Source organism: Nocardioides salsibiostraticola (assembly GCF_054783655.1).
Genome location: NZ_BAAGQD010000001.1, coordinates 124,650 through 149,140 on the forward strand (window position 1 = coordinate 124,650; position 24,491 = coordinate 149,140).

Sequence of the window (24,491 nt, forward strand, 5' to 3'; positions counted from 1 at the left end):
TTCGAGCCTAGCCGTCGTAGTCGACGAGCACGCTCGGTGAGGTGGGGTGTGACTGGCAGGTCAGCACGTAGCCCGCCTCGATCTCGTCCGGCTCGAGTGCCCAGTTGGCGTCCATGGTGACGCTGCCCTCGATCACGCGGGCCCGGCACGTGCCGCACACCCCGCCCTTGCAGGCGAAAGGTACGTCGGGACGCACCGCCGAGGCCGCCTCGAGTACGGACGAATCGTCGGCGAGGTCGAAGGTGGAGTCCCGGCCGCCCAACCGAATCGTCACGGTCGACCCCCCTGCAGGGGTCGGAGCGGTGGTACGTCGAGCCACGGGGTCGGCGTGGAAGAGTTCCAGGTGGATCTTGCCGGTGGACCCCGACTGCTGGATCACCGTTCGGTGTTCGAGCACCATCTCCTGGGGCCCGCACAGGAACCACTCGTCGACATTCTCGACATCGACGAACGCCGCCAGGATCGCCTTCAGCCGGGTCTCGTCGAGTCGACCGGACAGCAGTTCGGCCTGCTGCTGCTCACGCGAGAGGACGTGCAGGATCTGGAACCGCTCGGGGAACCGGTCCTTCAGATCGTGGAGTTCGTCGAGGAACATGACACTGCGCTGGGTTCGGTTCGCGTAGATCAGGGTCACCGAAGCATCGGCCTCCGCCACCAGGAGCGACTCCACGATGGCGCGAACGGGGGTGATCCCCGAGCCGGCGGCGATCGCGACGCATCGGCGACCGGTCGCTGCGTCAGGTGCCGTCGCCTGCGGACTGAACCTCCCCGCCGGAGCCATCACCTCCAGGGTGTCCCCGACGGCGAGCCCTGCGACAACTCCCTCGGAGAAGGCGCCGCCGGGCAGACGGCGTACGCCGATCCGGTGTTTCCCACTCTCGGGTGCGTCACACAAGGAGTAGGAGCGGCGTACCCCGTCATCGCCCAGGATCGTCAGATGTTGCCCGGCACGGAACGCGAAGGCCCCGGCCAACTCCTCAGCCACGTCGAAGGTGATCGCCACCGCGTCCTCGGTCAACTGCTCCACAGCACTGACCGCGACGGAGTGGAATCCGCCCGTTCCGAGCGCTGGGCTCGCCTGCGCCGTCGTCGGGGCGCTCATAGTGGCTTGAAGTAGTCGAAGGGCTCTCGGCAGGAGCGGCACACCCACAGGGCTTTGCACGCCGTGGACCCGAAGCGGCTCGATTCGCCGGTGTCGAGGCTCCCACACTGCGGGCAGCGCACCGACAGGGTCAACGGAACCGGACCCTCGTCACGCCCGCCGGCCGCCTCGGTGGCGCGGTGCGGTGGCGCCACGCCGTACGCCGCGAGCTTGGCCCGGCCCTCGTCGGTCACGTGGTCGGTGGTCCAGGCCGGGGCGAGGACGAACTCGACCTCGACCTGGCCGAAACCCTCGGTGGTCAATGCCTCGATCAGGTCGGTGCGGATCGTTTCCATCGCGGGACACCCTGAGTAGGTCGGCGTGATCTGGACGTGCACCCGGCCCCGGTCGTCGGTGGCCACGTCACGCAGGATCCCGAGCTCGGCGATGGTGACCACCGGGAGTTCGGGATCCAGCACGCTGGCGGCGACCTCCCAGGCACTCATGACGGCGCTCACCACGACGCTCCCGGGTGGGATCGGGCCAGGTGCTGCATCGGAGCCAGCACCATCCCCAGGTGCTCGGTGTGCAGCCCACGGCGCCCACCGCCCACGGAGGAGACGACGTCGGGCTCATTCAACGTCGCCTCGTCGATCACTCGGGCCAACCGCGACATCGCCGCCTCCCGCAGTCCGACCGGGTCGATGGCCACGCCGTCTTCCACCAGCGGGTGATGCCAGGAGGGCAGGACCTCGAACAGTTCCTCGAGGAAGGGCCACTCCGCATCGAGGGCGGCCTGCATCCTGCGGTGGGAATCAGTGGTCCCGTCACCGAGGCGGATCACCCAGTTCGCCGCATGGTCCAGGTGATAGGTCACTTCCTTGATCGCCTTGGCCCCCACGCCCGCCAGCTGGTCGTCACGGCTGTGAGCCAGAGCGGAGTACAGGCCGCACTGGTAGGTGGAGAAGATCAGCAGCCGGGCCATGGTGACGGCGAAGTCGGTCTGCGGCCGTTCGACCAACCACACGTTGCGAAAGTCCCGGTCGTCGCGGCCGTAGGCGAGGGCGTCCTCGTCCCGGCCCTCCCCCTCGAGCTCCCCGGCGTGCGCCAGCAGGAGGCGGGCCTGGCCGAGTTGGTCCAGAGCGATGTTGGCCAACGCCACGTCCTCCTCGAGCTCAGGTGCTCGGCTGATCCACTGACCCAGCAGTTGGGCGGAGAACAGAGCGTCATCAGCCAGACAGAGCACGTAGTCGACCAGCGCGTCCTGGGTCTCGGGTTGGGTGGCCGTCACAGGTGATCCACCCCCTCGGGGACGTCGTAGAACGTCGGGTGCCGGTAGATCTTGTCGCCCGCCGGATCGAAGAAGGAGTCCTTCTCCCCCGGGCTGGAGGCGATGATCTGCCCGGACGGCACCACCCAGAGCGACACCCCCTCGGAGCGTCGGGTGTAGAGATCGCGGGCGTTGTGCAGCGCCATGGTCGCGTCTGGGGCGTGCAGGGATCCCACGTGGACGTGCGAGACCCCTCGCCGCGATCGGACGAAGACCTCCCACAGGGGCCACGCACCCCGGTCGGCCTGGTTCTCCCCGCCGGTCATGCCACCACCGCCCGGGCTCGCTCGGCCTGTTTCTCGGCGTACGCCGTCGCTGCCTCCCGCACCCAGGCGCCGTCCTCGTGGGCGGAGACCCGGTGGGCCATGCGTTCGGTGTTGCACGGGCCCCGTCCGGCGATGACGTCGAACAGCTCGGTGAAGTCGACGGGCCCGAAGTCGTAATGGCCTCGGTCGTCGTTCCAGGCGATCGCCGGATCCGGCAGGGTCAACCCGAGTGCCTCGGCCTGCGGCACGGTCATGTCGACGAAGCGTTGGCGCAGTTCGTCGTTGGTGTGGCGTTTGATCCCCCAGGCCATCGACCGGGCGGTGTTGGGTGAGTCGTCGTCGGGTGGGCCGAACATCATCAGCGAGGGCCACCAGTAGCGATCCACCGCGTCCTGGGCCATGGCGTGTTGAGCCGTTGTGCCGGTGCTGAGGGTGTGCAGGATCTCGAATCCCTGGCGCTGGTGGAACGACTCCTCCTTGCAGACCCGGACCATGGCTCGGGCGTAGGGCCCGTAGGAGCAGCGACACAGCGGCACCTGGTTCACGATCGCGGCACCGTCCACGAGCCAGCCGATGGCCCCGACGTCGGCCCAGGTCAGGGTCGGGTAGTTGAAGATGGAGGAGTACTTCTGCCGCCCGCTGTGCAGGGCGTCGAGGAGATCGGCACGGTCGGCGCCGAGAGTCTCGGCGGCGGCGTAGAGGTACAGACCGTGTCCGGCCTCGTCCTGCACCTTGGCCATCAAGATGGCCTTGCGGCGCAGACTGGGCGCCCGGGAGATCCAGTTGCCCTCCGGCTGCATGCCGATGATCTCCGAGTGGGCGTGCTGGGCCATCTGACGGATCAGGGTGCGCCGATAGGCGTCCGGCATCTCGTCGCGCGGCTCGACCTGTCCCTCGTCCCGGATGAACTGAACGAACGAATCGTCCCCGTCGGCTGCCCGGTCCGTGGGCAGGTCGATGGGTTGGTCCGGGGTGCCGAAGTCGTTGCCGTACATACCCCCAACGTACACCCGTTCATGACAGTTTCATCGCATCGTTGCGAGATTTCGTAACATCATGCTCGAGGGGTCGGTCTGCGAGCCGGGCGCTGCGCCGACCCTGAGCCTGGCGTGGGCTACCGCCCTTGAGAGGGTGGAGGCATGAGTGATGTCTCCGTACGCGTGGCCTGGGCCGACGATGCCGCAGCGATCGCCGCCCTGCAGTTGGGCACCTGGCAGGAGGCGTACGCCGATCTTCTCCCGCGCGCCTCGATTCCCGACGATGTTCAAGGTGCTGCGGCCGCCTGGCACCAGTCCCTGACCCGTCCCCCGGATGCCCGGATGCGCGTGATGGTGGCCTTGGAGCGCAATCGGGTGGTCGGCTTCGCGATCACCGCTCCCGCCTCGGATCCCGATTGCGACCCGATGGTCGACGCCGAGTTGAGCGAGCTGACGGTGTTGAGCGACGAGCGCGGCAAGGGTCATGGCTCACGACTGCTGCAGGCGACCGCCGAGACCATGCAGGCCGACCGCTTCCAGCGCGCGGTGACGTGGACGATCGCGACCGACGACGCTCTGCGCGGCTTCCTCAGCACGGCTGGTTGGGCTCCCGACACCGCACACCGTGAGCTCGACCTCGACGGCACCGGCAGCACTCTGGTCAAGCAGGTCCGTCTGCACACCGATCTCTCCTGATCGACGCGCCTGGATCTGATGGAGACCCGGTGACGACCCAGTGACAACGTGGTGACCCCGTGAGCGACCGACTCGGCCGACTCGACCGTGCCGAACGCGCCGCGATCGTGCGCGACAGTCTCGGCGTGGGGATCGCCACCGGCCTGTACGGCGTCTCCTTCGGTGCCGTGTCCGTCGCCTCGGGCCTCACCGTGGCCCAGACCTGCGTGTTGTCCCTGCTGATGTTCACCGGGGCCTCACAGTTCGCCCTGGTCGGGGTCATCGCCAGTGGCGGCAATCCGTTCTCGGGGGCGGCCGCCGCACTGTTGCTGGGCACGCGCAACACGTTGTACGGACTCCGGATGGCCCCGCTGCTGGCCTGGCGGGGGCCCCGCCGCCTGGGGGCCGCCCATCTCCTCATCGACGAGTCCACGGCGATGGGCGTGACTCGGACCAGCATCCCCGCAGCCCGCCTCGGCTTTACCGTGACCGGCTCGGTGGTCTTCGTCCTGTGGAACCTGATGACCCTGGTCGGGGCGCTGGCCGGTACGGCGATGGGTGACCCGCGCACCTACGGACTCGATGCCGCGGTCGGAGCCGCGTTCTTGGCCCTGCTGTGGCCTCGGCTCTCCTCCTGGGACCACCGGATGGTCGCCCTGTTGGCCGTCGCGGTCGCCCTGGGCGCCGTACCCCTGACCGCGGCCGGGGTGCCCGTCCTGGCCGCCGGTGGGGTCGCACTCCTCGTCGGGCTCCTGCGCCGCACTCCCCCGTCGGTGCCCTCGTGACCTGGGCGGCGATCATGCTGGCCGGAGTCGGGTGCTACCTCTTGAAGTTGGCCGGGCTGTCCGTGCCGGCCCGGGTACTGGCCCGGCCCCTGGTCGCCCGGGTGACGGACCTGATCCCGGTCGCCCTGCTGGCGGCCCTGATCTCGGTCCAGGTCTTCAGCACCGGCTCCTCTCTGAGCCTCGACGCTCGAGCCTTCGCCCTCGGGGTGGCCGCGCTCCTCCTGGTCTTGAGGGCACCCTTCCTCGTGGTCGTCTTCGGCTCCGCTGCCGCGGCTGCCCTCCTGCGGCTTCTCTGACCCGAACGCACCGAAGGGCCCGTCCCCCTCGGAACGGACCCTTCGGATCAAGCAGGGGGGGGGATCAGTTGACGCTGACGGCACTCCACGCAGCCGCCACGGCGGACCGCTGAGCGCTCGAGGCGCCGAACAGGTCGGTGGCGGCGTTCAGGGTGGCGGTACGCGCCTGGGCGTACGTCGTCCCCGAGGTCATGTAGACGTCCAGCGCCCGGAACCAGATCCGCTGGGCCGCGGAGCGTCCGATCCCGGTGACCGTCGAGCCGTTGCAGGTCGGGGAGTTGTGGGCGGTGCCGCCGATGGTCTTGGCGCCCGAACCCTCAGCCAGCAGGTAGAAGAAGTGGTTCCCCACTCCCGAGGAGTAGTGGACGTCGAGGTTCTTGGTGTTCGACGAGTAACAGTTGGGCGAACTCCCGTCCGCGATCGGGTTGTCCATCCGGCGGAAGCCACGGCCGTTGGCGAGGTCGAACTCCTCACCGATCAGGTAGTCCGCCGGGTCGGAGGGGTTGGCGGCGTAGAACTCCACCATGGTGCCGAAGATGTCGGAGGTGGCCTCGTTGAGACCTCCCGACTCGCCCGAGTAGACCAAACCGGCCGTGTTCTCGGTCACCCCGTGACTCATCTCGTGGCCCGCGACGTCGAGCGACACCAACGGACCGAAGCTGGTGCCGTCCCCGTCGCCGTAGGTCATCTTCTTGCCGTCCCAGAACGCGTTGACATAGTTGCTGCCGTAGTGAACGCGGCTGGGGGCGCCGGCACCGGTTCCGAAGATGCCGTTGCGGCCGTGCACGGACTTGAAGTAGTCGAAGGTCGTGGCGCCGCCGTAGTGGGCGTCGACACCGGCCGACTCCCGGCTGCTGGTCGACCCGTTCCCGAAGCTCGAGTCGGGGCTGGAGAACACGGTGCCGTTGGTGCAGCCGGATCCGAACACGGTGCAGAAGAAGGAGTCCTGCTTGTTGTTCATATCCGAGGTGGCTGCGTTGCCGTGCGCGACGTCGCGCAGCGTGAAGGTGTTTCCGCTCTGGGTGACCGAGAGCGGCACCGTGCCGCTGTAAAGCGACCGGCCCTCCCCGTCCGCGGTCTGGATCTGCTCCTCACGACGCAACACCTTGCCCGTCCGGGCGTCGACATAGGTGAGGAGCCGGCTGGGGGTGCCGTCCGCCTGACGTCCGCGGGTCATGACCTCGAAGGCCAGTCGCGGGTCGGCGCCGAGGGCGTCCACGACCAGTTCGGGAGCGGCCCCGCCGGCTCGCAGATTCTTGATGCCACGCGTCGCCTTGGCCGGACGCAGTGCGGCGGCGGTCGCAGCAGGTGCACCGAGTTCGGGGCTCAGGGACAGACCGAGCGGGGCCTCGAGGCTCTGGCTGGCGCCCTCCATCTTCTCGGACGAGTCCTGGTGCACCACCACGTCACCGCCGAGGACCCGGAGTCCTCCTACGGTGCGATCCATGCGGACGTGTGACCCGCCGTCGGCGTCGCGGATCACGTCGGCGACCACGAAGTCGACGTACGGGCCCTTCGCGGCGATCCCGTTGAGTTGCTTGGCGGACCCGCGCAGGGAGCTGATCGCGGCCGATGCGAGATCTCCGTCGTCGGCTGCTGGGCCTGAAGGTGCCCCCGTCGCTGGGCCCGATGGGGCTCCCAGCACCGTGACGGCGAGGGCGGCTACGGCCGCAAGACTGGTGGAGATGCGCATGTGGTGATGACCTCTCGTGAACAGACGTCCCCGAGCGGGCGTCGTGCGATCGAGAGTGTCAAGCAAACGCCCGGCGGGCTAGACCTGCGGACGTGCAGAACTCTGCAACGCAGAAACCTGCAAAAGTTCGGCGCCCCGCGGTCTCGCTGGGTCAGTCGAGGTCGAGGAACGACTCCAGTCCCACCATCAGGCCAGGACGGGACGCGATCTGGCGCACGCCGGTCAGCACACCCGGGGTGAAGGACGTCCGGTCGAAGGAGTCGTGACGGATCGTGAGGGTCTCCCCCACGCCCCCGAGGATGACCTCCTGGTGGGCGACCATGCCCCGGATCCGTAGCGCGTGCACACGGACGCCCTCGATGTCGGCCCCTCGCGCGCCGACGAGCTCGCTGGTGGTGGCGTCCGGGACCGGGGCGGACCCGGCCTCTCGTCGGGCCGCGGCGATGAGGTGCGCCGTACGACGTGCTGTCCCGGAGGGTGCGTCGGCCTTGTCGGGGTGATGCAACTCCACCACCTCCACCGATTCGTAGAACGGAGCCGCCGCTGCGGCGAACCGCATCATCAAGATGGCCCCGATGGAGAAGTTCGGGGCGATGAGCACCCCCACCTCGGGCTTCGACCCGAGCAACTCGCTCAACGCGGCCACCCGATCATCGTCGAAGCCGGTGGTTCCGACCACGGCGTGAATGCCGTGCTCGATACAGAAGGCCAGGTTGGTCATCACGACGTCGGGGTGTGTGAAGTCGACGACCACCTCGGCCCCCGCCTCCACGAGGGCCTCCAGGGAGTCATCGACGTCGATCTGGGCCACGAGTTCGGTGTCCGAGGCCTCCTCGACCGCCCGGCATACCTCCGCCCCGACCTTGCCCGCAGCCCCCAGGACACCCACTTTGATCTGAATCACGCGCCCAAACCTAGCCTTAGGTGAAACACACCCCCCACACTTCTGGCAGTCTGGACACATGACGCTTCAGAACATCCCTGCGCGGATCCGGTGGGCGGTGGATTTCATGGACGTCCAGCCGAGCGATCACGTCATGGAGATCGGTTGCGGACCCGGCGCCGGCGCGGAACTGATCTGCGATCGACTGGAGAGCGGAAAGCTCCTGGCCATCGACCGCTCCGAGTCCGGTGTCGACCGCACCAAGCGGCGCTGCGCCGAGCACGTCGCCTCCGGCCGCCTCTCCGTGCGCCAGATCGACCTGGCCACCCTGCGCGTGCCGGTCAAGCGCCTGCACAAGGTCTTCGCCTTCAACGTCAACCTCTTCTGGGTCCGTGACTGTGCCGAGGAGATCGCGCTGCTTCACGAACGCGTCCTCCCCGGCGGCGCGGTTCACCTCTTCTATGAGGCGACCCGTCCCGAGGAGGTTCCCGACATCATCCGCAAGGCCTCGGCCTCGCTGACCGAGGGCGGCTTCCGCGTGTTCGTCGTGGACTCCAAGAACCCGGCGGTCGTCGGCATCATCGGCAAACGCTGAGTCGGCGCGTGTTGACGCTGATTTGACCCCGAGTCGGCGCATCTTGATCCCGGACGGACGCCGAGTCGGCGCATCTTTTTGAAGTAGCGCCGACTCACCGTCCTACCAGCGTCAACTTGCGCCGACTCACCGTCCTACGAGCGTCAACTTGCGCCGACTCACGCTCAGGCGGGGCCGACGACGGCCAGGATCTCCGGTTGGCCGAAGAGGTCCGCGGCCAGGTCGCGTACCTCGGCGAGGGTGACCTGGTCGATGCGGGACAGGACGTGGTCGATGCCGAGCAGTTCCTCGCCGATCAACGTCGACTTCCCGATCCGTGACATCCGTGACTCGCAGTCCTCGAGGCCGAGAACGAGTCCGCCACGGAGTTGACCCTTGCCGCGTTCGAGTTCGATGGCCGTGATGCCCTCGGCTGCGACCTTGGCGAGTTCCCCGCGGACCACCGAGAGCACCTCGTCGCGTTTGGCGGGCAGGCAGCCCACCGAGACCCCTACGAGTCCGGAGTCGATGTGGTGCATGGCGAAGGAGAACACCGAGTAGGCCAGCCCGCGCCTCTCCCGGACCTCTTGGAACAGGCGACTGGAGGGGCCACCTCCGAGGGTCGTGTTCAGGACGCCGAGCGCGAAACGGCGATCGTCGTCTCGCGTCAGGCCCTTCATCCCGAGGACCAGGTTGACCTGCTCGAAGGGCGCGGTTGCGGAGGACTCCCCGGCGAACACCGCGGGCGGCGTACGACGTGGCGCGAGAGCCGCCGAAGGTCCGTGATCGCGGGTGAGGAAGTCGTTGCGTGCGAAGGCCTGCTTGACCGCGCGTACGACGCTTGCATGGTCGAGGCTGCCAGCCACCGACACCACCATGTTGTCGGGGCGGTAGTGCCGCCGATAGAACCGGCGGACCTGATCGGCCGACATCGCGGTGATGGACTCAGCGGTTCCAGCGATACCGCGACCCAACGGCGAGGACGCACCCCACGCCTGGGCGGCGAACAGGTTGTGCACCACGTCATCCGGATCGTCGTCGTGCATGGCGATCTCGTCGAGGATGACATCGCGCTCGGCCTCGACGTCCTGGCCGGTGATGCGGGAGTCGGTCATCATGTCGCCGAGCACGTCGATGGCCATCGGCAGATCCACATCGAGGATCCGCGCGTGGAAGCAGGTGTACTCCTTGGCCGTGAAGGCGTTGAACTCGCCGCCCACGGCGTCCAGCGCGATGGAGATGTCGAAGGCCGAGCGCCCCCGGGTCCCCTTGAACAGCAGGTGCTCCAGGAAGTGCGAACAGCCGTGCTGGCTGGCTCGCTCGTGACTCGAGCCGACCCCGACCCACACGCCGACCGCCACGGAGCGGGCGCCGACCATCTCCTCGGTCACGATGCGCAACCCACTGGGCAGGGTCGTACGCCGCACCTGCGAGGTGGTCTGACCGGCCCCGTCGACGTCGGTCAGCAGGGTCTGCGTCGACGCCCTGCCCGCCCCCCGAAATGGGGCCGACCCGCCCGGCCCCCGGCGAGAGATCTCGCTGGAAGCCGAACGGGTCGTGGAAGAAACCTCAGTCACTCGGACTCGGTGCCGGCCTCTGCATCGGCACCGGCGTCGGCAGAGTCGTTGCTCTCCTCGACCACGGGGATCAGCGACAGCTTGCCGCGGTCGTCGACCTCGGCGATCTCGACCTGGACCTTCTGGCCGACCGAGACGATGTCCTCGACGGCGTCGACTCGCTTGCCACCGGCCAGGGCGCGCAGCTTGCTGATGTGCAGCAGCCCGTCCTTGCCCGGCATCAGCGAGACGAACGCACCGAAGTTGGTCGTCTTGACGATCGTGCCGAGGTAGCGCTCGCCGACCTCGGGCATGGTCGGGTTGGCGATCGCGTTGACGGCCTGACGGGCAGCTTCCGCCGCCTCGCCGTTCGTGGCACCGATGTAGATGGTGCCGTCGTCCTCGATCGACAACTGGGCGCCGGTGTCGTCCTGGATCTGGTTGATGACCTTGCCCTTGGGCCCGATCACCTCGCCGATCTTGTCCACGGGGATGCGCACGGTGATGATGCGCGGCGCGTGCAGCGACATCTCCTCGGGCTCGTTGATGGCCTCGGCCATTACGTCGAGGATCGCCACTCGGGCGTCCTTGGCCTGGGTGAGGGCGGCCCGCAGGACCTCGGCGGGGAGACCGTCGAGCTTCGTGTCCAACTGCAGGGCCGTGATGAACTCACGGGTGCCAGCGACCTTGAAGTCCATGTCGCCCATGGCGTCCTCGGCTCCGAGGATGTCGGTCAGCGCGACGTACTCGGTCTTGCCGTCGACCTCACCGGAGATCAGACCCATGGCGATACCGGCGACAGCCGCCCGCAACGGGACACCGGCCTGGAGCAGTGACATGGTCGAGGCGCAGACCGAACCCATCGAGGTGGATCCGTTGGAACCCATCGCCTCGGAGAGCTGACGAATCGCGTAGGGGAACTCCTCGCGTGTCGGCAGCACCGGAAGCAGGGCGCGGCGCGCGAGCGCACCGTGGCCGACCTCGCGACGCTTGGGCGAACCCACGCGGCCGGTCTCGCCGGTGGAGAACGGCGGGAAGACGTACTTGTGCATGTAGCGGCGCGACTTCTCCGGGGAGAGGCTGTCGAGCTTCTGCTCCAGCGTCAGCATGTTCAGCGTGGTGACACCCAGGATCTGAGTCTCGCCGCGCTCGAACAACGCCGAACCGTGGACGCGCGGGATAACCGCGACCTCGGAGTGCAGCGGGCGGATGTCGGCCAGGCCGCGCCCGTCCATGCGGATCTTCTCGCGGAGCACGCGCTCGCGCATGATCTCCTTGCTCAGCGCGCGGAAGGCCGCACCGAGCTCCTTCTCGCGACCCTCGAACTGAGCGCCGAGGCTGTCGAGGACCGATGCCTTGATCGCGTCGAGCTTCTCGTCGCGCTCGCCCTTGCCCTGGAGTTGCAGGGCGGCGGCGGTGTCGGTGGACGCAGCCGAAGAGACAGCGGCGTAGACGTCGTCCTCGAAGTCGAGGAAGACCGGGAAGTCCTTGACCGGCTTGGCGGCCTGCTTGGCCAACTCGGCCTGGGCCTCACACAGCTGCTTGATGAAGGGCTTCGCGGCATCGAGCCCGCCGGCGACGACCTCTTCGGTGGGGGCCTGCACGCCGTCCTGGACCAGGGTCCAGGTCTGCTCGGTGGCTTCGGCCTCGACCATCATGATCGCGACGTCGCCGGTGTCAGTGACCCGACCGGCCACGACCATGTCGAAGACAGCGGTCTCGAGCTGGCTGTGGGTCGGGAATGCGACCCACTGGCCGTCGATCAGGGCAACGCGCGTGGCGCCGACCGGGCCGGAGAACGGCAGACCGGAGAGCTGGGTGGAGATCGACGCCGCATTGATCGCGAGCACGTCGTAGGGGTGCTCGGGGTCGAGCGCCATGACGGTGATGACGACCTGGACCTCGTTGCGCAGACCCTTCTTGAAGGTCGGGCGCAGCGGGCGGTCGATCAGGCGGCAGGTGAGGATCGCGTCCTCGCCGGGACGACCTTCGCTACGGAAGAACGAACCGGGGATCTGGCCCGCGGCGTACATCCGCTCCTCGACGTCGATCGTCAGGGGGAAGAAGTCGAGGTGGTCCTTGGGGTGCTTGCCGGCCGTGGTGGCCGACAGGAGCATGGTGTCGTCGTCGAGGTAGGCGGTCACCGAACCGGCGGCCTGGCGGGCGAGGAGCCCGGTCTCGAACTTGACGGTGCGAGTGCCGTGCTTACCGTTGTCGATCACGGTTTCTACGGCGGAGATGACGGGTTCTGTCACGTTGTAACTCTCTGTTCGCGTCAAGCGATCCGCGACGTCCGCATGCATGCCCTGCGAGTGTCCGACACGTTGTCGGGAGGGCCAAGGCCGATCTTCGATCGAGGTTCGCAGGTCTCCGGCTCGTGTGAGCGTCTCGAGATCTGAAAACCACTACCGAGGACCGGGCCGAACGGGGGCGCGGACCACTTGCTCAATGGATGGAGCTCTAGTGGTGGAACTATTCAGTTGTACGTCGGGCTGTCCCGTCGCTGTGCCGGTTGGCATCCAGCGGCCCGGGACCACGCCCAATGTAGCGAAGGGACCCACCGAATCGGTGAGTCCCCACGCGGGTGATCAGCGGCGAGTGCCGCGGATGCCCAAGCGTTCGATGAGCGAGCGGTAACGCGCGATCTCGGCGTCGTGCAGGTAGTTCAGCAGCCGGCGGCGCTGACCGACGAGCAGCAGCAGGCCACGACGGCTGTGGTGGTCGTGCTTGTGGGTCTTGAGGTGCTCGGTGAGGTGAGCGATGCGGAAGCTCAGCAGCGCGATCTGCACCTCGGGGGAACCGGTGTCGCCCTCGGTCGTGGCGTACTCGGCAATGATCTTCTTCTTGGTCTCAGCATCGGTACCGATGGACATGAGGGCTCCTTCTCGATTCGTCTCGTTGCGCGGCGCGCCGGGGCCTGTTCACCCGGGCACTCTGGTTCCGCGGCCGTTTCACGGCAGGTGGTGCGTGTCGCCTACGTGGCAACTGCCTGAGGTTATCAGCGCAGCAGCGGGACCCCGAATCCGTGGGCACGGGCCTCGGAGGCGTCGTATCGTCGGGGCATCGTGAAGCGGACCCATCATCGCAGCCTCCGGGTCACCGGCGTCGTGGCCGCATTCCTGGCCCTGATCGTGCTCCTCGCAGCGCGGTTCGACCTCTTCACCGCCCCGGGAACCCCGGCTCCCCCGACCTCCGCCTCCGGTTCCGACACCGCCGGACCCACCGCGGGATCTCCGAACACCGCCCCCGGCTCGGCTCGGGCCCGCGAACTGCTCGAGCTGGTCCGCGTCGTACCCCGTCGAGATCGAGTGAACGGTTACGACCGGGACTGCGGGCCCGACGACGCCTGTGTCTTCGGGCCGTCGTGGACCGACGACACCGATGCGCCCCTGAGCCGCAACGGGTGCGACACCCGCAACGACATGTTGGCGTTGTCCCTCGACCAGGTGCAGTTCTCAACGCGGAGCCCGGACTGCGACGTCGTGGGCGGCACCCTGATCGATCCCTACACCGATGTGTCGATGGACTACGCGACGCAGGCTTCGGCCATCCACATCGATCATCTCTATCCCCTCGCGGCGGCCTGGGACCTCGGCGCTGCCACGTGGTCGCCGCGCGAGCGGGCGACCTTCGCGAACGACACGGAACTGGAGTTGCTCGCGGTGAACGGGTCGGCCAACCTCAGCAAGGGTGACAGCACCCCGGCGAGTTGGCTCCCGCCGAGCAAGTCGTTCCGCTGCACCTACGTGACGGCGTACCTCGAGGTGGCCCATGCCTACGACCTGGCCATCACCGAGGCCGACGTCCGGGTCATCGAACCGGTGCTGCGCAAGGCCTGCTGACCCCCGACCCCTGACCCCTAGCCGACGCCAACGTGTGCCGCGCTCTCGGCGGGCGCCCGGTTGTGTCGGATGCTCCAGGCGAAGGACGCCACGATGAACACGACACCCACTAGCCCCGTGATGACCTCCGGGATCTCGTAGCGGATCGTGAGCATCAGCAGGAAACTCAGCGCCCCGATCGCCCAGTGCGCTCCGTGCTCGAGGTAGATGTACTCCCCCAGGGTGCCCTGGCGAACCAGGTAGATGGTGATCGATCGGACGTAGAGCGCACCGACGCCCAGTCCGATAGCGATGATGATGGGGTCCGAGGTGATGGCGAAGGCGCCGATGACCCCGTCGAAGCTGAAGCTGGCGTCGAGCAGTTCGAGGTAGATGAACAGGGACAACGCAGCCTTACCGGTGGCCACCGCCACGGCCCCGGCGCCGGCCCCATCACCAGCCCCATCACCAGCCCCGTCACCGGCCTCGTCGAGGGCGGCCTGCTCGAAGTACTCCCCCAGGCCGTGCACCAGCAGGTAGAGGATCAGCCCCACGATGCCCGCGATCAGGACCTGCTCGCTGTGCTCGCGGAAGGCCAGGGCGAAGGAGATCAGGGCAATCAGGGCGACCAGGACGGACACCCCCTCGAACTGACCCAGTCGAGCGACCGGCCGTTCGATATGGCCGAGCCAGTGAGCCTCCTTGGCCGCGTCGAGGAAGAAGTCCAGAAAAATCATCATCAAGAACATGCCCCCGAAGGCCGCGATCGACGGGTGGGCCTCGGCGAGGATGAAGGAGTAGGTGCCGGGCGTCTCGATGTCGCCCTTCTCCAGAGCCAACTCCCACGCGCGGATCGGCGACAGCTTCGCGGTCACCCCTACGACGACGAGCGGGAAGAGCAGCCGCATGCCGAAGACGGCGATGAGGACCCCGACGGTCAGGAAGAGCCGCTGCCAGAACTCCGACATCCGGTTCAGGATCTTGGCGTTGACCACAGCGTTGTCGAAGGAGAGCGACACCTCGAGGACGATGAGGATGGCGGTGACCGTCAACCCGGTCACACCGTCGTAGAGGAACGCGACGACGAGACCGACGAGGGTGAAGAAGAAGGACCACTTGAGCGTCCGGAAGAGCACGGTTGCCAACTCACGTATCTGGGGTAGGTGGGCGACCGGGGTCGTGACGCGACCGGGTCGCCGGTGCGCGGAAACCCTACGTCGCGGGGCCGGCTCGAGCCATTCGCCCGTGTCGGCGTGGCACGATGCCACCGTGGGCATCCTGACGAAGAACCCGGTCCCTGACGACTTCACCGGCACCCGGATCGGGGTGTGCAACCTGTGTGAGGCGATCTGCGGCATCGAGTTGACCATCGAGTCCGGCGAGGTCACCTCGATCAAGGGCAACAAGGCCGACCCGCTGTCCCGGGGGTACATCTGCCCCAAGGGCGTGTCGATGGCCGACGTCTACACCGATCCGGATCGGCTCACCCGTCCGGTGCGGCGGGTCCGGTCCACGAGCGATGACCCCGACACGGAGGACACCTGGGAGGAGATCGGCTGGGAGGAGGCTTACGACCTGGTCGCCGACCGACTGGCCACCACCGCAGAGAAACACGGCGCCGACGCCGTCGGGATCTACCTCGGCAACCCGAGCGCGCACTCCCTGGGCAACTCCACCCACGGCGTCTCCATGTTCAAGACCCTCAAGACCCGCAACCGGTTCAGCGCCTCGACCGTCGACCAGATCCCCCACCAGTTCGTGGGGTGGCAGATGTACGGCCACCAACTGCTGCTGCCGATCCCGGACATCGACCGCACGTCGTACTTCCTGGTGTTCGGGGCCAACCCGATGGCTTCCAACGGCTCACTGATGACGGTTCCGGACTTCCCGAACCGGCTGCGCGACCTGAAGAAGCGTGACGGGCAGATGGTGGTCTTCGACCCGCGTCGCACCGAGACCGCGAAGGTCGCCACCGACCATCACTTCGTGCGGCCGGGGACCGACGCCGCCGTCCTGCTTGCGATGCTGCACGTCCTCCTCGAGGAGGGGCTCACCGACGTTCCGTCGTACGTCGACCACCTCGACGAACTCACCGCGGCGGTCGCCGACTTCACCCCGGAGCGTGCCGAGGCCACCAGCGGAGTCTCAGCCGAGACCATCCGACGGGTCGCTCGTGACTTCGCTTCGGCGGACAGCGCAGCGGCGTACGGCCGGATCGGCGTCTCGACCCACGGTTTCGGTTCGGTGTGCCAGTGGGCCATCCAGTGCCTGAACATCATCACCGGCAACTTCGACCGCGAGGGCGGGGTCCTCTTCACCGAGCCCGCCGTCGACACGGTCGGCCGACGCATCGTGAGCCCGGGCCACTTCGACGCGTGGCGGTCCCGCGTGCGAGGTCTGCCCGAATTCGCCGGCGAACTACCGGTCGCCGCCTTCCGTGAGGAGATCGAGACCGGCGGGGAGGGGCAGATCCGGGCCGTCTTCACCGCGGCTGGCAACCCGGTGCTCTCCACCCCCGACGGGGCCAGGCTCTCCCGGGCCCTCGAAGGTCTGGACTTCATGGTCAGCGTCGACTTCTACATCAACGAGACCACCCGCCACGCCGACGTCATCCTGCCGCCGACCTCGGCACTGGAGCGCGATCAGTACGACCTGATCTTCCACGGTCTCGCCGTCCGCAACACCGCCCGGTTCACCCCGGCGGTCTTCCAGAAAGGCGATGACCAGCGCCACGATTGGGAGATCTTCTCCGCCCTCGCCGCGCGTCTGTCCGACCGCCTCGGCCCGAAGCGATCCCTCCAGCAGAAGGCGATGGCGCGGATGCGGATGGGTCTGTCCCCCGCCGTCCTCATCGCGGGTCTGCTCGCCACCGGTCGCAAGACCACGATGCTGCAGTTGCGTGCCCACCCCGAGGGGGTCGACCTCGGCCCTCTGAAGCCGACCATGCCGGCTCGGTTGCAAACCAAGGATCAGCGCATCGACCTGACACCCCCACTGCTGGTCGGGGACCTGGACCGACTCCGCGCGAGCCTGGAGGAATCCGCTTCGTCTGAGCCGGACCGACTACTCCTCATCGGGCGTCGGCACAAGCAGGACAACAACTCCTGGATGCACAACACCGCCCGGCTGACCCGCGGAAAGCCACGCCACCACCTCTTGATGCACCCTGACGATCTGGCCACCCGTGGGATCGAGGACGGCTCTCGGGTCACGGTCACCTCACGTGTGGGGTCCGTCGAGGTCGAGGTCACCGGCGAGGCCGACCTGATGCCTGGGGTCGTCTCCCTCCCGCACGGTTACGGGCACCAGGTGAAGGGCACCCGCCTGTCGCACGCCACGACCGTCCCCGGGGTCTCGATCAACGACCTCACCGACCCCGAACTGCTCGACATCTCCGGGAACGCGGCCCTGACCGGCGTACCGGTCACCGTGTCGCACGGCTGATCCCACCGCCCCATCTGGCGAACCTCGGCGCCCCATTCGGCGAACTTCGCGTCCCCATTCGGCGAACTTCGCGTCCCCATCTGGCGAACTTCGTGGGTGGGTGTGATCAGGCGTGGGCGGGGGCCATCGCGGGCGGGTGGCAGACCCGGCACGGGTGCAACTGACGGGCGAAGGCGTCCTCGAGGCCGACGACGTGAGCCTCCTCGCGCGCCTCGACCAGTGAACAGTCGAGCCGGTGGTACGACGTGGTGCCGGCCAGCACCATCGCTCCACTGTGGGCTGGCGCGTTGCCGCCGCGGCCGGAAGCAGCGCTGGACGCCTCCACCGCGACGGCGACCCGCTCGAGGATGGCCTCGATCCGCGCTCGGTCCTCGCGTGCGTTCTGGATGATGAGCATGGCCGCACCGATGATGACGATGGCGATCCCGGTGACCCCTCCGGAGATGAGGAAGGGGAACTGGGCCATCGAGACGTTCTTGCTGGCCGCTCCGTTCCAGCCGAAGAAGATCGCCGCGAAGCCGAGTAGGCACAGTAGGACGCCGAGTTGGCCGCCGAGGCGTCCGAGGTTGTTGTTGTTCATCTGCTAACTCCTTGAGGGTGCGGGGGTACTCGAGTTCGGGTGCTGCGCGCAACTAGACGCCGAGGTAGGCCTCACGCAGGTTGACGTTGCGGATGTCGGCTCCGACGGCGGTGTGGGCCAAGGTGCCCTTCTCCATGATCAGTGCACGGTCGGCGAACGGCAGCGCGCCGGCGTTCTGCTCGACCATGAGGACGGTGGTGCCGTCTCGCGCGATCCTCGCGGCGGCCTCCCAGACCGTGCGGGCCAGGGTCGGCGACAGTCCGAGCGAGGCCTCGTCGATCATCAACAAACGAGGGCGGGACATCAACGCCCTCCCCACGGCGAGCATCTGCTGCTCACCACCCGACAGGGTGCCGGCCATCTGATCGGCTCGCTCATCGAGCCGTGGGAAGTAGTCGAGAACGAGCTCCATCTGTTTCTTGACCGCGCGGGCGTGACGCCGTTGGGTCCACGCACCCAGGCGCAGGTTCTGTTGCACGCTGAGGCGAGGAAAGACACGACGACCCTCAGGACACAGGGAGACGCCCGTCTTGACCCGAGCCGAGGGCGAGCGTCGACCCAGTGAGCGACCGTCGAAGACCACCTGCCCCGACATCGGGCGCAGCAGACCCGCGATCGTCGCCACCGTGGTTGTCTTGCCCGCCCCGTTCAGTCCGAGCAGGACGCAGACCTCGCCCTCCTCCACCGTGAAGTCGATGCCGTGCAGGACGGGATAGCGGCCGTAGCCCACGACGAGGTCCTGGATCTCTAGCAGGGCCATCAGACCGTCACCTCTTCCGCAGGAGCCTCTTCACCGAGGTAGGCGCGCACCACGTCGGGGTGACGTCGTACGACATCGGGCGGCCCCTCGGCGAGGACCTCTCCGAAGTTCAGGCAGTAGACGTAGTCGGAGATGCGGGTCACCAGCGGCACGTGGTGGTCGATCATCACGATCGTCAGACCGAAGGTGCTACGCAGCTTGAGCAGCAGGTCACCCAGGTCGCTGGCCTCTTCAGGCCCCATCCCGGAACCTGGCTCGTCGAGCAGTAGCACGTCGGGATCGGTCGCGAGCACCGCCGCGATCTCGACCCGCTTCAGTACGCCGTACGGCAGGTCGGCGACGCGCGCTCGCGCCACGTCGGTGAGGTCGAGCAGCTCGAGGATCTGCTCCCCGCGCTCCCCCAGGCGTTTCTCCTCGGAGAACGACGCCGGGAGACCGAGGATGCCGGCCATCGGCTCGTAGCCCACTTGGAGATGTTGAGCGGTGAGCAGGTTCTCCAACACGGTGGCGTTCTTGACCAGGCCGACGTTCTGGAAGGTGCGCCCGATGCCGAGCGCACTCCGCTTGTGCACGGGCAGCCGGCTGATGTCCTTGCCGCGATAGAGCACGGAGCCCGAGGTGGGGGTGTAGAAGCCGGTGATGCAGTTGAAGAGCGTTGTCTTCCCGGCACCGTTGGGCCCGATGATCCCCACGATCTCCCACTCGCCGGCCCGCAACGACACGTGCTGCAGTGCCTTGATGCCACCGAAGTGGATGGAGAGGTCCTTGATCTCAAGCACGGACATCGGCGACCGTCACCTCCTCGACCTTGCCGGCGTGCCTGTCGAAGCGGCGCCCGAGGAGCCACTCGCGCACCGGTGCTATCTGTTGGCCGATCCCGCCCGGATAGAGCGTGATCGTGATGAGCAACAGAATCGGACCGACCACCAGGGCCACGAACTCCTGGGGCAGACCGATGGTGCCCTCGAAGAAGTCCGTCAGGCTGAAGCCGACAGCGCCGAGCGGCTTGTCCACCATCTCCAGCAACTTCCCGGTCTCGAGGAGCGCGAAGAACGCGGCCCCGATCACCACCCCCGAACGGCTCCGCAACCCGCCGACCACGGTCATCATCACGAACAGCAGCGCCAGGCGGAAGCCGAACTTCTGGCCTACGATGACTTCGTCGTGGTGAGCGAGCAGCGCACCGGCGACCCCGGCCACCACTCCGGAGAGTACGAATGCGAGCAGGATGTAGGACTTCACATTGATGCCGTACGTCGCCGCCACGCGTGGGTTCTCCCGGACCGCCGCGAGCGCCCGGCCGGCCTTGCTACGCGTCAGCCTCCAGTCGAGGAAGAGCACCACACCGAGGATGACGAGGCACAACACGTAGTAGCGCACCTCGGAGTCGAACCCGGCGGGCCGGGGAGCAGCCTTGCCGCCCTCACCGCCGGTGATCTCCGGAATGCCGAGCAGGGTCTGCTCGGTGAAGGCACCGAAGGCCAACGTGACCAGTGCGAAGTAGAGGCCGGTCAGTCTCAGCGACACCGCACCCAGGAGTCCGGAGACCACCCCACCCAGCGTGGCCGCCACGAGTAGACCGAACCAGAACGACAGCTGTAGGTCGGAGACCATGAAGGCAGACGCGAAGGCGCCGATGCCGACGAAGGCCTGGTGGCCCAGCGATATCTGGCCGGCGTACCCCAGCAGGATGTTGAGCGAGAGCCCGACGATACCGAAGATGGCGGCCTCGGTCGCAGCGCCCACATCGGAGACTCCCAGGTCGAACGGGGACAGCACGTTGGCCGGCACGGCCAGGACGAACCAGGCCAACAACCCCCACACGAAGCCGCGAGCAGCCTTGCCCGCGGGGCTCGGGCGAAAGGTTTCGAGATGATTCGAGCCGAGGTCACCGGGATGCTCCGGCCCCGCCGGTGACTTCCCACGCTGTTGCGGCGGCGCATCCGGGACCGGCGAGAGCACCCGCGTGGCGTCGTTGGTCGTGCTCATGCCGTCACGGTCCGTCCCACGAAGACGCCGTCAGGCTTGATCAACAGCACCGCCAGCAGGAAGACGAACAGGACCGCCGCGCCGGTGCCGGGGATGCGGGTGCTCAGAACTGAAAGCGAACCCAACTGCTCGACGCATCCGACCGTCAACCCGCCAGCCACCGCACCGGGCATGCTGCGCATCCCGGCCAGCACCGCGGCCATGAAGCCGGGCAACAACGCGGCGAAGGCACCGAAGCTGAGGAACGCTGCGGTGAAGGTGAGGATCGGCCCGGTGAGAAGCCCGGCCAAGCCGCCCAGGGCTGCAGCGATCCCCCAGGTCATCATCGAGACCCGTCGCACCGAGATGCCGATCAGTTCGGCGGCCACCGGCTCCTGCTGAGCCGCCTGAACCGCGAGCCCCGACGGTGACTTGAAGAAGAGCGCCAGCAGGACAGCCACGACGACCAGGACCCCGGCGGTGATCAGGGCCTGCATGGTCACCGCAGCACCCCAGGGAGTGACGAAGAAGGCGTCGCTGATCTTCGGCATCGTCATGATCAACGTTTCGTTGAACAGCCAGAACTGCAGGCCGATGGCCGTCAGCGCGACACCGGCTGTGCCGACGAGCAGCGTGACCTTCGAGGCGTTGCGCAGCGGATGAATGACGAACCGTTCGGTGAACAATCCCATCGCGATAGCCACAGCCAAACCGAAGACGAACGCCAACGGATAGCTCCAACCCCACAGTTCGAGGGCGGCGTACGCCGCGAAGAGGCCCGTCGTGCCGAACTCGGCCTGGGCGAAGTTGAAGACCCCGGAGGCCCGGAAGACCAGCACGATCCCGAGGGCGACCAGCGCGTAGACGCTGCCCCGTAGAAGCCCGGCCGTCATGGCGATGGCGAGCTCCTGAAACAGACCATCCATCAGGGGCGCTCGTTTTGACGCACGGTGACCCATTCGCGCTTGCTGCAGTCGGCCTGCAACAGGTGCATCGCCGTACCGCCGAAACGTGAGCTGAAGTTGGTCGGCGGATAGACGCCGGTGCTGAAGCTCTTCTTCTTCGCGATCGTGCTCATGAAGGCCTCGCGTGAGAGGTCCTTGCCGGTGGCCTGCAGCATCGAGACGATCAGTCGCTCCACGCCGTAGATCGCGGCGCCGATGTCGTCGGGCTCAGCGCCGTTGGCCGAGCGGTAGTCACGCACGAAGTCGGCGTTGCGACGCATCACGTCCATGCCGGAGAACGGCGAGTAGAAGTACGAGCCCTGGATGTTCGGGCAACCCGCCGCGGCCACGATGTTGAGTCCGTTGGTCAGACCTGGACCGATGAAGGCGGGCTGACAGACCATCGACTTCGACACGTTCAGCAGGGTGCTGGGGCTGGCGTTCCAGATCACGGCCTTGGCACCCGAGTTGCAGATCCGAGTGCCGATGGACAGGGCCTCGGCCTGGGTGTTCTTCGGAATGCGGGCGGCGTACTGAAAGGAACTGCCAGCAGCTGACTTGATCGCGGATTCTGCTTTGGCGTGGAATCCGTTGAGCGAGTCGTTGTCGGCGGTGATCACCACGACCGGGCTGCCCGCGAACCGCTCGCGGTAGAGCTTGGCCAGCATCGGCACCTGTTGCTCGTAGGCGAGCGACAGAGCGAAGTAGGTAGGCAGATCGCCGAGCGAAACCTGTCCGGGCCGGGTCTGATGCACGCCCGCCGAGAGGTAGGGAACCCCCACGGAGGCGGAGTAACGGGCACAGGCATCGATCTGGTCGGCGCCAGCGCCGCCGATCATGAGGAAGACCCCCTCCTGCTCGGCCATCTCCTTGCACTTCACCCGCGCCACGTCGGGACGGAACTGGTCGTCCTCGAAGAAGACCTCGATCTTCCGTCCGAAGATGCCACCGGCCTTGTTGACCGCCTTGAAGTAGACGCCCACAGCTCGCTCGAACGAACTCTGAGGCACCGCGGCCGCGCCGGTGACCGGGGCGTGTACGCCGATCTTGATGGTGTCGGCCGTGACACCGGTCGTGTCGCCACTTCCACCGGAGGGCTGCGGCGCGGGCGCTCCATCAGTTGGAGGCTGCTCTCCACTTGTGGGCGCTTCAGCGCCACCCTCGGGGGAACCCCCAGCGGTGGAACCGCCGCCGCCACCGAGGGCTGCGCCACCCCCACCGTCGCTGGATCCGATGTCTCCACCGAAGTCCCCACCCCCGCTCTCGGCGAACTCGGCACCGGCTCCCGAACCGGGGTCGATGACACTGCCACCGGCATCTACTACCGAGCCGTCTGCGGCGACGAAACCGCCCACGGGGACTGCCGTCTCGATGCCGGGCTTCTGACCGCAGGCCGCGAGGCCGGTACAGATCACGATCACAGCGACGGCTGAACTGATACGGGGGCTCATGTGCGGTCCTCCAGGGTGACGATGCGGTCAGGAGTTGCGCGAAGTCGTTCGAGAGCTCGGCCCACACCGCGACGCCGACCACCGACGGTCGGCTGCCCGGCGCCGCCCATGGCGACCATGACCAGGTAGGAGAGCATCAGGACAACGGCAGCCAGAAGGATCGCGCGGATCCCGAGGCCGGAGTACCAGGCCGACCCGATGGGGGCAGACACCAGCGCCCGGGTGTCGGCCTCCTCAGGAGCGAAGCCGGCGCCCGTGTCCTCGAGCCCAGCGGCTCCTTCGACCGCCGACGAGTCCGGGACCGAGATCGGGTCGACGTTCGACGAACCCAGGTCGCCGCTGCTGCTCACGCCGCCGAAACCACCGGAGGAACCGGATCCGGTCGTCTCACCGGTGCCGGAGCCGCCCGACGCGGCGTCGGGGGTCTCCAACCCTTCGGCTTCCCCTTCCTCGCCACCGTCGGTGTTCTCGGCGGGAAGGCGGGTGACCTTGGCGGCAAGCCCGATCCCCTTCTCGCCGTCAAAACCCACCTGAAAACTGGATGCCCCCTGCGCAGGGTCCGCTGCCGGCGTACCGACCAGGACCACCGCTGGAGAGTTCATGCTGTCCGAGGCGGTCCACCCCGACGCGAGCGCAGTCAGGTCGAAGGTCCAGACTCCCTCGTCGCTACGCACCCCAGGCGCAGCTCCCGTCTCGCAGTCGTAGACGGGAGCCGTCTTCCAGGCTCCGTTGTCGACGCCTACCCAGAAGGATTCGGTGACCGGGCACGCCTGCAGGTTGGCCAACTCGGAGTTGACGTTCGCTCCACGCTCGTCGGACTCAGCCAACGCCAACAGAACCTCGTCGACGATCGTGTCGTCTCCACCCTTGAGCCCGAACTCGAGAGCGGTGATGCGCTCGGGATCCCCGTTGATCAGGGCCACAAGGAGGGCGTCCTCGGGAGCCGCCACCGCGGGCACGCTGGGTGGCTGGGCGAGCCCTGTCTCCGGAGGCGGCTCGTTGGTCCGGGCCCACCACCCGTCCTGGATGAGGGCGCCTCCGCGGAAGGTGCCCGGCTTGGGGCCCTTCTCGCCCGCCGTCGCCGAACTGGCGATGACGATCGGCATCAGAAATACGCAGAAGGCCGCAAAGGCTGCAGTGGACTGCAGCCTCTGCCGACGTGGGGGGCGGCTCGGGGGCATGCTCAACCTCTACCTAGGTCTCGGGCGGTGGTGCAGTGATCAACGTCACTGCTCGCCACAAGTTACGGACGAGTAGGTAGAGGCCGCCGCCGCCCGGAACCTTTCTTGCGATCAACCTCGTCGCTGGTCGGCTTAGCGGCCTTCCTCGCCAGCCCCTGTGGCGAACTTCGCGTCCCCATCTGACGAACTTCGTGGGTGGGTGCTCCCTACTCGACCGCGCTGCGCC

At 67.6% G+C, this 24,491-nt stretch carries 24 protein-coding genes; 6 read left to right on the plus strand and 18 right to left on the minus strand.

The window, feature by feature from the left end:
* Positions 1 to 7 precede the first annotated feature (7 nt).
* The 5 genes from paaE to paaA are packed head-to-tail and all read right to left on the minus strand — an operon-like array spanning position 8 to position 3,672.
* On the minus strand, positions 8 to 1,102 hold the full coding sequence (paaE, locus tag ACYVLV_RS00610) for a 1,2-phenylacetyl-CoA epoxidase subunit PaaE (RefSeq protein ID WP_460806829.1): 1,095 nt from the start codon (positions 1,100 to 1,102) through the stop codon (positions 8 to 10).
* The gene (gene paaD / locus ACYVLV_RS00615) at positions 1,099 to 1,599 is read right to left on the minus strand and encodes a 1,2-phenylacetyl-CoA epoxidase subunit PaaD (protein ID WP_460806830.1); all 501 of its coding nucleotides are present in this window, start codon (positions 1,597 to 1,599) and stop codon (positions 1,099 to 1,101) included. Before paaD ends, paaE begins: the two co-directional genes overlap by 4 nt.
* Positions 1,596 to 2,372, minus strand: a complete 777-nt coding sequence (paaC, locus tag ACYVLV_RS00620; RefSeq protein WP_460806836.1) for a 1,2-phenylacetyl-CoA epoxidase subunit PaaC — start codon at positions 2,370 to 2,372, stop codon at positions 1,596 to 1,598. The genes paaD and paaC overlap by 4 nt, the downstream gene beginning before the upstream one ends.
* Positions 2,369 to 2,677 carry a 1,2-phenylacetyl-CoA epoxidase subunit PaaB gene (paaB, locus tag ACYVLV_RS00625; protein ID WP_460806837.1) on the minus strand — a complete coding sequence of 103 codons (309 nt, stop codon included), beginning with the start codon at positions 2,675 to 2,677 and terminating at the stop codon, positions 2,369 to 2,371. Before paaB ends, paaC begins: the two co-directional genes overlap by 4 nt.
* Positions 2,674 to 3,672 (minus strand): 1,2-phenylacetyl-CoA epoxidase subunit PaaA, encoded by a 999-nt coding sequence (paaA, locus tag ACYVLV_RS00630; protein ID WP_460806838.1) that lies wholly within the window; start codon positions 3,670 to 3,672, stop codon positions 2,674 to 2,676. The genes paaB and paaA overlap by 4 nt, the downstream gene beginning before the upstream one ends.
* Before the next feature lie 144 nt (positions 3,673 to 3,816).
* Here paaA and ACYVLV_RS00635 point away from each other — a divergent pair, with 144 nt between their 5' ends.
* Genes ACYVLV_RS00635 through ACYVLV_RS00645 form a run of 3 tightly spaced genes read left to right on the plus strand, consistent with a single transcriptional unit; the run spans position 3,817 to position 5,410 of the window.
* Complete coding sequence (locus ACYVLV_RS00635) at positions 3,817 to 4,350, plus strand: GNAT family N-acetyltransferase (protein ID WP_460806841.1); 534 nt, start codon at positions 3,817 to 3,819, stop codon at positions 4,348 to 4,350.
* Positions 4,351 to 4,409: 59 nt separating this feature from the next.
* Complete coding sequence (locus tag ACYVLV_RS00640; protein ID WP_460806843.1) at positions 4,410 to 5,114, plus strand: AzlC family ABC transporter permease; 705 nt, start codon at positions 4,410 to 4,412, stop codon at positions 5,112 to 5,114.
* Positions 5,111 to 5,410: an AzlD domain-containing protein gene (locus ACYVLV_RS00645; RefSeq protein WP_460806844.1), complete on the plus strand. Its 300-nt coding sequence runs from the start codon at positions 5,111 to 5,113 to the stop codon at positions 5,408 to 5,410. Before ACYVLV_RS00640 ends, ACYVLV_RS00645 begins: the two co-directional genes overlap by 4 nt.
* Positions 5,411 to 5,474: 64 nt before the next feature.
* Here the strand turns inward: ACYVLV_RS00645 and ACYVLV_RS00650 are convergent, their stop codons facing one another.
* Positions 5,475 to 7,103, minus strand: a complete 1,629-nt coding sequence (locus ACYVLV_RS00650) for a M4 family metallopeptidase (RefSeq protein WP_460806847.1) — start codon at positions 7,101 to 7,103, stop codon at positions 5,475 to 5,477.
* 151 nt (positions 7,104 to 7,254) lie between these two features.
* A complete protein-coding gene (dapB, locus tag ACYVLV_RS00655) occupies positions 7,255 to 7,998 on the minus strand; it encodes a 4-hydroxy-tetrahydrodipicolinate reductase (protein WP_460807389.1) in 744 nt (247 codons plus the stop codon).
* Between the two features lie 67 nt (positions 7,999 to 8,065).
* Between dapB and ACYVLV_RS00660 the strand changes: the two genes are divergently transcribed.
* Positions 8,066 to 8,581, plus strand: a complete 516-nt coding sequence (locus ACYVLV_RS00660) for a class I SAM-dependent methyltransferase (protein WP_460806848.1) — start codon at positions 8,066 to 8,068, stop codon at positions 8,579 to 8,581.
* Between the two features lie 164 nt (positions 8,582 to 8,745).
* Here the strand turns inward: ACYVLV_RS00660 and ACYVLV_RS00665 are convergent, their stop codons facing one another.
* From ACYVLV_RS00665 to rpsO, 3 genes are all read right to left on the minus strand, one after another.
* A complete protein-coding gene (locus ACYVLV_RS00665; protein WP_460806851.1) occupies positions 8,746 to 10,137 on the minus strand; it encodes a M16 family metallopeptidase in 1,392 nt (463 codons plus the stop codon).
* Positions 10,134 to 12,371 (minus strand): polyribonucleotide nucleotidyltransferase, encoded by a 2,238-nt coding sequence (locus tag ACYVLV_RS00670; protein WP_460806852.1) that lies wholly within the window; start codon positions 12,369 to 12,371, stop codon positions 10,134 to 10,136. The genes ACYVLV_RS00665 and ACYVLV_RS00670 overlap by 4 nt, the downstream gene beginning before the upstream one ends.
* A 333-nt stretch (positions 12,372 to 12,704) precedes the next feature.
* Entirely contained in the window at positions 12,705 to 12,989 is a 285-nt protein-coding gene (gene rpsO / locus ACYVLV_RS00675) for a 30S ribosomal protein S15 (RefSeq protein ID WP_460806854.1), read from the minus strand.
* A gap of 192 nt (positions 12,990 to 13,181) precedes the next feature.
* Here rpsO and ACYVLV_RS00680 point away from each other — a divergent pair, with 192 nt between their 5' ends.
* Positions 13,182 to 13,958 (plus strand): HNH endonuclease family protein, encoded by a 777-nt coding sequence (locus ACYVLV_RS00680; RefSeq protein WP_460806857.1) that lies wholly within the window; start codon positions 13,182 to 13,184, stop codon positions 13,956 to 13,958.
* A 17-nt stretch (positions 13,959 to 13,975) separates the two neighbouring features.
* Here the strand turns inward: ACYVLV_RS00680 and ACYVLV_RS00685 are convergent, their stop codons facing one another.
* Positions 13,976 to 15,073: a DUF475 domain-containing protein gene (locus ACYVLV_RS00685; RefSeq protein ID WP_460806858.1), complete on the minus strand. Its 1,098-nt coding sequence runs from the start codon at positions 15,071 to 15,073 to the stop codon at positions 13,976 to 13,978.
* A 133-nt stretch (positions 15,074 to 15,206) separates the two neighbouring features.
* Between ACYVLV_RS00685 and ACYVLV_RS00690 the strand changes: the two genes are divergently transcribed.
* Positions 15,207 to 17,381, plus strand: a complete 2,175-nt coding sequence (locus ACYVLV_RS00690) for a molybdopterin-dependent oxidoreductase (protein ID WP_460806859.1) — start codon at positions 15,207 to 15,209, stop codon at positions 17,379 to 17,381.
* Between the two features lie 106 nt (positions 17,382 to 17,487).
* Here the strand turns inward: ACYVLV_RS00690 and ACYVLV_RS00695 are convergent, their stop codons facing one another.
* From ACYVLV_RS00695 to ACYVLV_RS00725, 7 genes are read right to left on the minus strand one after another with little or no spacing between them, the layout of a single operon-like run.
* Entirely contained in the window at positions 17,488 to 17,961 is a 474-nt protein-coding gene (locus tag ACYVLV_RS00695) for a hypothetical protein (RefSeq protein WP_460806860.1), read from the minus strand.
* Positions 17,962 to 18,013: 52 nt separating this feature from the next.
* Positions 18,014 to 18,721, minus strand: coding sequence for an ABC transporter ATP-binding protein (locus tag ACYVLV_RS00700; protein WP_460806861.1), 708 nt, complete (start codon positions 18,719 to 18,721; stop codon positions 18,014 to 18,016).
* Positions 18,721 to 19,506, minus strand: a complete 786-nt coding sequence (locus ACYVLV_RS00705; protein ID WP_460806863.1) for an ABC transporter ATP-binding protein — start codon at positions 19,504 to 19,506, stop codon at positions 18,721 to 18,723. Before ACYVLV_RS00705 ends, ACYVLV_RS00700 begins: the two co-directional genes overlap by 1 nt.
* Entirely contained in the window at positions 19,493 to 20,710 is a 1,218-nt protein-coding gene (locus tag ACYVLV_RS00710) for a branched-chain amino acid ABC transporter permease (protein WP_460806864.1), read from the minus strand. The genes ACYVLV_RS00705 and ACYVLV_RS00710 overlap by 14 nt, the downstream gene beginning before the upstream one ends.
* Complete coding sequence (locus ACYVLV_RS00715; RefSeq protein ID WP_460806866.1) at positions 20,707 to 21,615, minus strand: branched-chain amino acid ABC transporter permease; 909 nt, start codon at positions 21,613 to 21,615, stop codon at positions 20,707 to 20,709. The genes ACYVLV_RS00710 and ACYVLV_RS00715 overlap by 4 nt, the downstream gene beginning before the upstream one ends.
* Positions 21,615 to 23,084, minus strand: coding sequence for an ABC transporter substrate-binding protein (locus ACYVLV_RS00720; protein ID WP_460806869.1), 1,470 nt, complete (start codon positions 23,082 to 23,084; stop codon positions 21,615 to 21,617). Before ACYVLV_RS00720 ends, ACYVLV_RS00715 begins: the two co-directional genes overlap by 1 nt.
* Complete coding sequence (locus tag ACYVLV_RS00725) at positions 23,081 to 24,190, minus strand: hypothetical protein (RefSeq protein ID WP_460806871.1); 1,110 nt, start codon at positions 24,188 to 24,190, stop codon at positions 23,081 to 23,083. Before ACYVLV_RS00725 ends, ACYVLV_RS00720 begins: the two co-directional genes overlap by 4 nt.
* Between the last annotated feature and the right edge of the window lie 301 nt (positions 24,191 to 24,491).

Coding starts and splice junctions, on each gene's coding strand:
- ACYVLV_RS00700 (WP_460806861.1), bottom strand. CDS start 18,721: ATGGCCCTGCTAGAGATCCAGGACCTCGTCGTGGGCTACGGCCGCTAT.
- ACYVLV_RS00635 (WP_460806841.1), top strand. CDS start 3,817: ATGAGTGATGTCTCCGTACGCGTGGCCTGGGCCGACGATGCCGCAGCG.
- paaE (WP_460806829.1), bottom strand. CDS start 1,102: ATGAGCGCCCCGACGACGGCGCAGGCGAGCCCAGCGCTCGGAACGGGC.
- ACYVLV_RS00720 (WP_460806869.1), bottom strand. CDS start 23,084: ATGAGCCCCCGTATCAGTTCAGCCGTCGCTGTGATCGTGATCTGTACC.
- ACYVLV_RS00650 (WP_460806847.1), bottom strand. CDS start 7,103: ATGCGCATCTCCACCAGTCTTGCGGCCGTAGCCGCCCTCGCCGTCACG.
- paaA (WP_460806838.1), bottom strand. CDS start 3,672: ATGTACGGCAACGACTTCGGCACCCCGGACCAACCCATCGACCTGCCC.
- ACYVLV_RS00725 (WP_460806871.1), bottom strand. CDS start 24,190: ATGCCGATCGTCATCGCCAGTTCGGCGACGGCGGGCGAGAAGGGCCCC.
- ACYVLV_RS00715 (WP_460806866.1), bottom strand. CDS start 21,615: ATGGATGGTCTGTTTCAGGAGCTCGCCATCGCCATGACGGCCGGGCTT.
- ACYVLV_RS00705 (WP_460806863.1), bottom strand. CDS start 19,506: ATGTCCGTGCTTGAGATCAAGGACCTCTCCATCCACTTCGGTGGCATC.
- ACYVLV_RS00695 (WP_460806860.1), bottom strand. CDS start 17,961: ATGAACAACAACAACCTCGGACGCCTCGGCGGCCAACTCGGCGTCCTA.
- rpsO (WP_460806854.1), bottom strand. CDS start 12,989: ATGTCCATCGGTACCGATGCTGAGACCAAGAAGAAGATCATTGCCGAG.
- paaB (WP_460806837.1), bottom strand. CDS start 2,677: ATGACCGGCGGGGAGAACCAGGCCGACCGGGGTGCGTGGCCCCTGTGG.
- ACYVLV_RS00710 (WP_460806864.1), bottom strand. CDS start 20,710: ATGAGCACGACCAACGACGCCACGCGGGTGCTCTCGCCGGTCCCGGAT.
- ACYVLV_RS00660 (WP_460806848.1), top strand. CDS start 8,066: ATGACGCTTCAGAACATCCCTGCGCGGATCCGGTGGGCGGTGGATTTC.